Origin of the sequence: Xanthomonas sp. SHU 166, from assembly GCF_000364685.1 — a bacterium.
Lineage (GTDB): Bacteria > Pseudomonadota > Gammaproteobacteria > Xanthomonadales > Xanthomonadaceae > Xanthomonas_A > Xanthomonas_A sontii.
Map to the genome: position 1 here is coordinate 1 of NZ_AQOJ01000493.1, position 354 is coordinate 354.

Here is a 354-nt window from a genome sequence, read left to right on the forward strand (position 1 = left end):
CCGCTTCGGAAGGGAACCCGGTAAGTCAAAAGCCGAAGCAACAGCAAAGACCGAAGCGATTGCCGCTGCAGCGCACACCCCCGTCATTCCAGCGGCCGCCAGCGAATGCACTTCGCGTGGTAGCCCATGTCGGCCGTTGATTGTGGTGGACGCGCAACGACGATGGTTTTCGAAGAAGCTGCAGGAGCGGTTGTGCGTGGCGTACAGGTGGCTGTGCCGGCGTGTACCCAGCTCAGGCGCATCACCATTGCAATGCCGTATGTATGCGCTGTATCCGCAATAGCTTTTGCTATTGATGTTGCGTTGGCTTTTGACTTACTGGGTTCCCTTCCGCAGCGGCGGATGGACCGGGGA

At 59.0% G+C, this 354-nt stretch carries 1 protein-coding gene; it reads left to right on the forward strand.

The features are described 5' to 3' along the window. Positions 1-126 precede the first annotated feature (126 nt). Positions 127-354, forward strand: a 228-nt coding sequence (locus tag D180_RS24575) for a hypothetical protein (protein ID WP_232760482.1), incomplete at its 3' end; no start/stop codon positions are given.